General features: G+C 71.8%; 5 protein-coding genes and 2 pseudogenes. 4 read left to right on the top strand and 3 right to left on the bottom strand.

The window, feature by feature from the left end:
* A pseudogene (locus G6023_RS03845) lies at positions 1-320 on the top strand (MFS transporter); the annotation flags it as partial.
* 15 nt (positions 321-335) lie between these two features.
* Here G6023_RS03845 and ppc read toward each other — a convergent pair.
* Positions 336-3,197, bottom strand: coding sequence for a phosphoenolpyruvate carboxylase (ppc, locus tag G6023_RS03840; RefSeq protein ID WP_241727668.1), 2,862 nt, complete (start codon positions 3,195-3,197; stop codon positions 336-338).
* A gap of 95 nt (positions 3,198-3,292) precedes the next feature.
* Between ppc and G6023_RS03835 the strand changes: the two genes are divergently transcribed.
* Positions 3,293-3,742 carry a DUF4870 domain-containing protein gene (locus G6023_RS03835; RefSeq protein ID WP_132062302.1) on the top strand — a complete coding sequence of 150 codons (450 nt, stop codon included), beginning with the start codon at positions 3,293-3,295 and terminating at the stop codon, positions 3,740-3,742.
* A gap of 43 nt (positions 3,743-3,785) precedes the next feature.
* Here the strand turns inward: G6023_RS03835 and G6023_RS03830 are convergent, their stop codons facing one another.
* Positions 3,786-5,348 carry an AMP-binding protein gene (locus G6023_RS03830; protein ID WP_241727667.1) on the bottom strand — a complete coding sequence of 521 codons (1,563 nt, stop codon included), beginning with the start codon at positions 5,346-5,348 and terminating at the stop codon, positions 3,786-3,788.
* A 175-nt stretch (positions 5,349-5,523) separates the two neighbouring features.
* Between G6023_RS03830 and G6023_RS03825 the strand changes: the two genes are divergently transcribed.
* Positions 5,524-6,378, top strand: coding sequence for a tyrosine-protein phosphatase (locus tag G6023_RS03825; RefSeq protein WP_182634129.1), 855 nt, complete (start codon positions 5,524-5,526; stop codon positions 6,376-6,378).
* 31 nt (positions 6,379-6,409) lie between these two features.
* Here the strand turns inward: G6023_RS03825 and G6023_RS03820 are convergent, their stop codons facing one another.
* On the bottom strand, positions 6,410-6,808 hold the full coding sequence (locus G6023_RS03820) for a hypothetical protein (protein WP_182634128.1): 399 nt from the start codon (positions 6,806-6,808) through the stop codon (positions 6,410-6,412).
* Between the two features lie 253 nt (positions 6,809-7,061).
* On the opposite strand from G6023_RS03820, the pseudogene G6023_RS15700 reads away from it, so the two are divergent.
* Positions 7,062-7,571 (top strand): annotated as a pseudogene (locus G6023_RS15700) (DNA gyrase subunit A); the annotation flags it as partial.

Here is a 7,571-nt window from a genome sequence, read left to right as displayed (position 1 = left end):
TCGGGATGGCCGCCGGAGCGCTGCTGGCCGCCTCGCCCGCACTCCCCGGCCGCGCCCTGTGGCTGCTGCCCGTCGCGGTCCTGCTCGGCGTGGGATACGCCACGCTGCTGGTGGCGGGGCTGGTCGAGGTCGAGCTGCAGTCCGGACCGCGGGACCACGCCGGGCTCGTGGCCGTGTTCTACGTCCTGGCCTACCTCGGGATGGCCACGCCGTACGTGCTCGCCGAGCTCTCGCGCGCCGGCGGTCCGGTCCCGTGGATCGCCGGGCTGGCGGTGGTGTGCGCGCTGCTCATCCCGCTCACCCAGCGACAGCTACGCTAGCCGGCACGTCGAGGATCACCCCGAGTTGCGCAGGGCCGTGGCCAGGCCGTTCATGGTCAGCTGGATGCCGGTTCGCACCGCCGGGTCGGAGTCCCCGGCGCGATAGCGGCGCAGCAACTCGACCTGCAGCACGTTGAGCGGTTCGAGGTAGGGGAAGCGGTTGCGCACCGAGCGGGCCAGCGCCGGGTTGTCGTCCAACAGCGTTTCCTGCCCCGTGATCTCCAGCAGCATCTCGCGGGTCAGGTCGAACTCGTCGGTGAGCACCCCGTGGATCCGCCGACCCACCTCGGCGTCCGGGACGAGTTCGGCGTAGCGACCGGCCAGCCCCATGTCCGCCTTGGCCATCACCTGCGCCATGTTGGACAGGGTCGTGCGCAGGAACGGCCAGTCGTCGTTCAGCCGCCGGAGCGTGGCCAGTCTCTCCCCGGCCGCCGCCTCGCCCTCGGCGTCGACCCACTGCCGCAGTGCGGTGCCCACGCCGAACCAGCCGGGCAGCATCACCCGCGACTGCGACCACGACAGCACCCACGGGATCGCCCGCAGATCCTCGACGCTCGACGTCTGCTTGCGGGAGGACGGCCTGGACCCGATGTTGAGTTCCCCGATCTCGGCGACCGGGGTGGAGGTGGTGAAGTACTCGATGAACCCCGGGTCGTCGTGCACCAGGGACGCGTACGCCGCCCGCCCGAGCCGCGCGAGCTCGGCCATCACCCCGTACGCCTCCCCGGCCCGGTCGCCCAGACCCTCGACGTCGAGCAGCGAGGCCTCGAGCGTCGCCGCCACGAGCGCCTCGAGGTTGCGGCGGGCCCGCCGCGGCTCGGAGTACTTGGCCGAGATGACCTCGCCCTGCTCGGTGATCCGCAGCGCGCCCTGCACCGCGCCCGGAGGCTGGGCCAGGATCGCCTCGTAGGAGTTACCGCCGCCCCGTCCGACGGCGCCACCGCGGCCGTGGAAGTAGCGCAGGTGCACGCCCGCCCGGGTCGCGGCCTCGGCGAGGTCGCGTTCGGCCTGGTAGAGCGCCCAGTTGGCGGCCAGGTACCCGCCGTCCTTGTTGGAGTCCGAGTATCCGAGCATCACCTCCAGCACGTCGCCCTGCGCCCGGATGAGTGCCCGGAACTGCGGGATCGCGAGCGCCGTGTCGAGGATGTCCGGCCCCGCCGCGAGGTCGTCGATCGTCTCCAGCAGCGGGATCAGTCGCACGCTCGAGCGGGGCTCCGCCGGGTCACCGGAGAACAATCCGACCTCGCGCAGCAACACCGCCGGCTCGAGCAGGTCGGAGACCGTCCCGCACATGGACACGATGTAGTGCGGCACCACCTCCGGGCCGAGCAGGTCCACCGCCGCGGCGGCCGCCCGCATCACCCCGAGTTCCTTGGCCGCCAGCTCTGACAGCTCCGCGCGCGGGCCGAGCAGCGGCCGGTCGTGCGAGAGTTCGCGCAGCAGCAGCTCCACCCGGGCGTCCTCGTCCAGCGCCGAGTAGTCCTCGCCCACCCCGGCCAGGGCGAACAGCTCGGTGAGCACCTCCTCGTGCGACTCCGAGTTCTGCCGCATGTCGAGTGCCTGCAGGTGGAACCCGAACGTCCGTACCGCCCACCGCAGGTCCCGCAGACGCGGCGACCGCGCCAGCTCGCCACCGCAGGCCCCGAGCGCGGCGTCGATGACATCCAGATCGGTCAGCATCTCCGCCGGGGAGGTGTAGGCCTCGTCGTCGTCGTGACCGATCGCGTCCGGCGACGATCCGGGTGACGACGACGAGGACCTCACCCGCGCGGCGAGCCGACGGCGGACCACCCGCACGGCGCGGCGGAACGGCACGTCCTCGCGCGCGGCGGCGAGCTCCCCGTCCGTCTCCACCAGCGAGTCCGCGAGGTCGCTGAGCCCGGGGGGCACGTCCACGACCCGCCGCGAGAGGGGCAGCTCCCGCTCGAGCAGCCGCAGTTCCTCCGTGTAGTGGCGGTGCAGTAGCGCGGCGGCCTGCTCGGTGGCGAAGCGCACCACGTCGCCGGTGACGTACGGGTTGCCGTCGCGGTCCCCGCCGATCCACGAGCCGGGGCGGACGACGGGGCGGTCGCCGGAGCCGAGACGGTCGGCGATCTCCGCGTTGAGCGGCGGGATCACGTCGATGAGCGTGGCCTCGTGGTACTGCAGGCCGCCCAGGACCTCGTCTTCGATCCGGGGGCGCTGGCTGCGGATGATCGCCGTCTGCCACAGCGTGAGCACCTGCCGGCGGATGTCCTGCTCCACCTGCTCGAGCTCGGCATCGGTGACGCGGTCCCGGTGCCCCGCCTCGTCCGACCCCGTGCGCAGGGCGTCGCGGCGGCGCATGAGGTCCAGCACCCGCCGGGTGATCTCGAAGACCGAGCGTCGGCGGGTCTCGGTGGGGTGCGCGGTGAGCACGGGCGCCACCCGGGCCGTCGCGCGCACCGCCTCCAGCCTCGCGGGCTCGGGTTCGTTCTCGGCCAGTCGCGCCCAGGTCGCCTCGAGATCCCCGTCCGGCGGCGGCTCGCCCGCAGCGGTGTGGATGCGGCGACGGCGCTCCTGGTGGAGGTCCTCGGCGACGTTGGCCAGCAGCGCGAACAGGGAGAACGCCCGGATGACGGGGATCATCTCGGTGGCGGGCACATCGGTGAACAGGGCCGCCACCTCGTCGCGGTCGGCCTCCGAGCGGCGGACGGCGAACGCGGTGCGCCGGGCGGTCTCCACCAGGTCGAAGATCTTCCCGCCCGCCTGGTCGCGCACCGTGTCGCCGAGCACGGCTCCGAGGAAACGCACGTCGTCGCGCAGGGGCCGCACGGCGTCGTCGAGCCGCTCGGAATCGTCCGGCTCGGTCACGCCCGAGGCGGTGGCGGGCACGTCGGATCTGATGGGATCGGCCATGGCTGCCACAGTAGGCGCGCCGTGTGACATCCGCGTGACCGAAGACCCGGGACATCCCCGATGCGCGGATCCCTTCCGGCGAGGACACTGGAGGCATGACCCAGCAGCCCGGCTACCACCAGTACGGCGACCACCAGTTCGGACAGAGCGGGTACGGCGACCCCCGGTACGGGAACCAGCCCCCGGCCGTCGGCCCGGACGACCGCACCCCCGCGGCACTGGCGCACGCGTCCAGCCTCATCGCGATGGCGCTCTCGGCCGGGTGGCTGTCGTTCGTCGGCCCGCTCGTGATGTGGCTGATCTACAAGGACCGCAGCCCGTTCGTTCGCCAGGCCGCCGCCGGGTCGTTCAACTTCAACCTCGGCCTGTGGATCATGAGCATCGTGGGCTGGATCTTCATCCTCACGGTGATCGGCCTGCCCATCGGCCTCATCCTGCTCGCGGTGTCCTTCCTCGCGCAGATCATCGGCCACGTCATCGGCACCGTTCGTGCGACCCAGGGGCGGACGATCAACTACCCGTTCCAGCTGCGCGTCCTGCGCTGAGCGCGCTCCCCGGCCAGCGGCCGAGCCCTCACACCACCCGCCGTCACACCCCCACGGGCCGGCGCCCGTGGAGCTCGTACTCGGTGAGCAGGGCCTCGCGGTCGGCGTCGGTGAGCGGCCGGTAGACGTCGTCGTCGCCCGCCGCGCCGCCACGCAGGTAGACCTCGCCGGGTTCGAGCTGGATGGCGGCCATGACCTGGTCGCCGGTGCGCGGGTCCGGGACCGGGTAGACGGCCACGACGAGTACGCCGGGGAACCGGTCGAGGATGCGCTCGACGGGCCCGGCGGAGAAGTTCTCGCTGTCCACGCGGATCCTGTCACCGGAGCGGCCGGCGAAGTAGAAGTACCCGTCCGCGTCGCGGTAGCCCAGGTCACCGGTGTGGAAGACCTCGCCGACGTTGCGTTCGGCGGTGGCCTCGGGGTTGCGGTAGTAGCCCTCAAATAGCTTTGCGCCGGTGACGTTGCAGATCTCGCCGATCGCCTCGCCGGCGTTGACCAGGCCGCCGTTGGCATCGAACTCGGCCCTGGGGCATTCGTTCTCATCCGCGTCGAGGATCGCGACGTCCATGTAGGCGCCGGCCACGCCGAGCGCGCCGGGCGGGGTGTCCTCGGTGTGGCTGATCACCACGCCGCCCTCGCTGCTGCCGTACGACTCGAGCGGGGTCACACCGAAGCGGCGCTCGAACTCGGTCCGGTCGTGGACGGAGGCCTCGGTGCCAAAGACGACCCGCAGGCGCGTCTGCTTCTCCTCGGGCACCTCGGGCTGGGCGAGGATGTACGACAGTGACCGGCCGACGTAGTTGAAGTAGCTGGCGTTGTACCGCAGCACGTCGGGCAGGAACCCCGAGGCGGAGAACTTGCGGCGCATCGCGAAGGTGCAGCCCACGTACGCGGACGGGGCGAACGCGGCGAAGAGGGCGTTGCCGTGGAACAGCGGCATCGCGCTGTAGGCCACGTCGTCGCGGACGAGGCCCCGGTAGTTGATGGTGCCCATCATGGCCATGCGGCCAGTCGAGCACATGACGGCCTTGGGGGCGCCGGTCGAGCCGGAGGTGAACAGCAGGGCCAGCAGGGTGTGGGGGTCGCGGGCGCTCTCCGGGTGCAGTCGGGGCTCGGCGCCGGCGTGATCGGCGAGCAGGCCGCGCCACTTGTCGGAGTCGATGTCGAACTGCGCGGCGGTGCCGGTGTCGAGGCCCTCGAGCAGGGCGGTGCCGTCGACGTCGGTGACGATCACGTCGCAGTCCACGCCCCGGATGTCGGAGGCGAGTTCGGCGCCGCGCCGGGTGGGGTTGATGCCGACGATGGTCACGCCCGCGAGCGCCGCCCCGCACAGGGTGAACAGGTACTCGGGCACGTTCTCCAGGAGGATGCCCACGTGGAGGTGCTTGTAGGGGTCGGGTCGGTCCGCGTACGAGCCGGAGTGCTCCTCCGCCCAGCCGCGCAGGATCTCCGCGCGGACGGCGGCCTCGGCCACGAACTCGCGCCAGGTCCACGCGGAGTCCTCGAACAGCAGTCCCGGGTGGTCGTCGGTGGAACGCTCGATGAGGATGTCGCCGAACGTGGCGTGCTGCATGTCGTGCCCGGGATTGAAGTCTGCTGTGGTCATGAGATCGGACACTAGGCGACCGGGCCCCGTCGCACAGGCGAAACGGCCAGCAACATTGACAGGTGTCAGCCTCGGCGGTCACCGGCGCACCCGGTGGGCGTGTCCGGCCGGCATCGGGTAGGAACGAGGCGACGGCGCGCCACGTGGGCGCGCGGGGATCGAACAGGGGCGTGGGATGGTCGGCGAACACGGCGGGAACGTCGACGTGGACGAGGGTGTCGTCCGGGGATCCGACGACGACGAGGTCGGCCTCGACCGGGACGGATTCGTCGTCAGCGATGTCCGACTCACCAGCGTCCACAATTTCCGGGACGTGGCCGGCCCGGGCTACGCACTCCGTCCGTCCGGGTCGATGGCCCGCGGTCTCGTCTACCGGTCCACGACCCTCGCGGTGGGCGACGACGACCTCGCGGTGCTCGAGAAACTCGGCGTCTCGACCGTCGTCGACCTGCGCACCGGCGCCGAGATCGACAAGCAGCCCGACGTCGTCCCCGCCGGGGCCGAGTACCTGCCGATCGACGTGCTGGGCGGGCACACCTCGGCGGCGACCCTCAGTGCGTCCGGCCTGGCCGGGGCCGAGGAGGCGCGGCGCGAGATGGCCGCGACATACGAGCGGTTCGTGGTGGGTGATCACGAGCGGCGGGCGTTCGGTCGGGCCGTCCACGCCCTGGCCGTGTCGTCCGGCCCGGCGATCGTGCACTGCACGGCGGGCAAGGACCGCACCGGGTGGGTCTCGGCGCTGGTGCAGTTGGTCGCCGGTGTCCGGGAGGAGGATGTGATCGCGGATTACCTGCTCACGCGGGAGATGTCCGCGGACTTCGTCTCCTCCATCCGTACCTATGTGCAGTCGGAGATGCCCGACAAACTCGAGGCGATCGAGGTGCTCATCGGCGTCGAGGAGGCCAATCTCCGCCGGTCCCTAGACGCATTGGCGCGAGAGTTCGGTGACGCGCGGCGGTATCTCGTGGAGGGCGCGGGAGTGGAGGAGGCGGCTGTCGACGAGTTGTCCGCGCGGTTCAGGCGGGGCTGACCAGGATAGGGATGGCTCAGTCGGCGCTGGCTCAGGCGGCGATGACCAGCGCGCCGACGACGCCGCCGAACCCGATCGCCTGGAGCGTGACCGCGATCGTCCGCCCGAGTTCGGTGCGGGCCGCCGCGTGGACCCGGGGGCCGGCCAGCGTGACCGCGAAGACCATGACGATGGCCGCGACCGCGGTGAGCGAGCCGGCCAGTCTGGACGCCACCCCGTAGACCGCGGCGACGCCGAGCAGTCCGCCCGCCAGGACGGCGATGATCGTCGTCAGTGGCGCCGGGAGGACGGTGGCATGGGGGGCGTCGACACTGCTGGCGTCGACACTGCTGGCGTCGACTCTGCTGACGCCGGGCGTGGTGTCGACGTCCGGGTGAGGCGCGCCGGTGTCGTCCGGCCGACGTTCCTCGAGCATGAGGGTGTTGCGCATACCTCGGACCCTACGTACTGATCCGGGCGTAAACTTCGGTCAATCCTGTGGGTTCGATTGTCCCGCCATCGGCACTGGTCAGAGCGCTCCCCGCGTGCGGAGAGATGGGTCACATGCGGCCCGCCGCAGGCGCTTCCGGAGGTCTCCGCATAGTGCTGGTCCTGGAACCGCCACGGGAGCGCGGGCGGGCGTAGGATTCCCGCGGATCTGAGGGGGCGAATGTGTGGTTCGTCGACGAGAAGGGGGGGTTGTCGTGGGCGCTGCGCGTGCCGTCGGAGGATGGTTCGAACCCGGTGACGACATCGGGCGGTCCTGGGACGAGGCGGAGGCGATCCTCCGGGCCTGCGAGGACCTCGACGCGGTGATGGCGGCCATCCGCGACGCGGAATCACCGGTCGCGGCGCGCCGGGCGCTCAAGTTCGGCTTCGGCTTCACCGGCCGGCAGGCCGCGCTGCTCCTCACCCTGCCGGTCATGGCGTTCACCCGCTCGGAACGCAGGCGGATGGACGAGGGCCGCCGCGCCCGGATGGACCTGTTGGCGGACGTCACCGGCTTCCTGCCCGCCATCCCCGACGAGCCGTCCCCGCCCCCACCGGCCCCGCTGCGGACCGTGCCTCCGGTCGCCGAGGAGGACTGGGTCGCCGGTGGCGGGTGGAGCGAGGAGTTCGACGGCGCTCTCGCGCGCATCAGTTCCGCGATGCGGGAGTCCCGGACCGCCCCCGATCCCGTGCCTCACCCGGGTCCGCCGGCGTCGGGTGCCGGC

Source organism: Dietzia sp. DQ11-71 (assembly GCF_014144995.1).
Lineage (GTDB): Bacteria > Actinomycetota > Actinomycetes > Mycobacteriales > Mycobacteriaceae > Dietzia > Dietzia kunjamensis.
The sequence above is the reverse complement of the archived record's forward strand: the minus strand, read 5'-3'. Positions and strand labels throughout refer to the sequence as shown.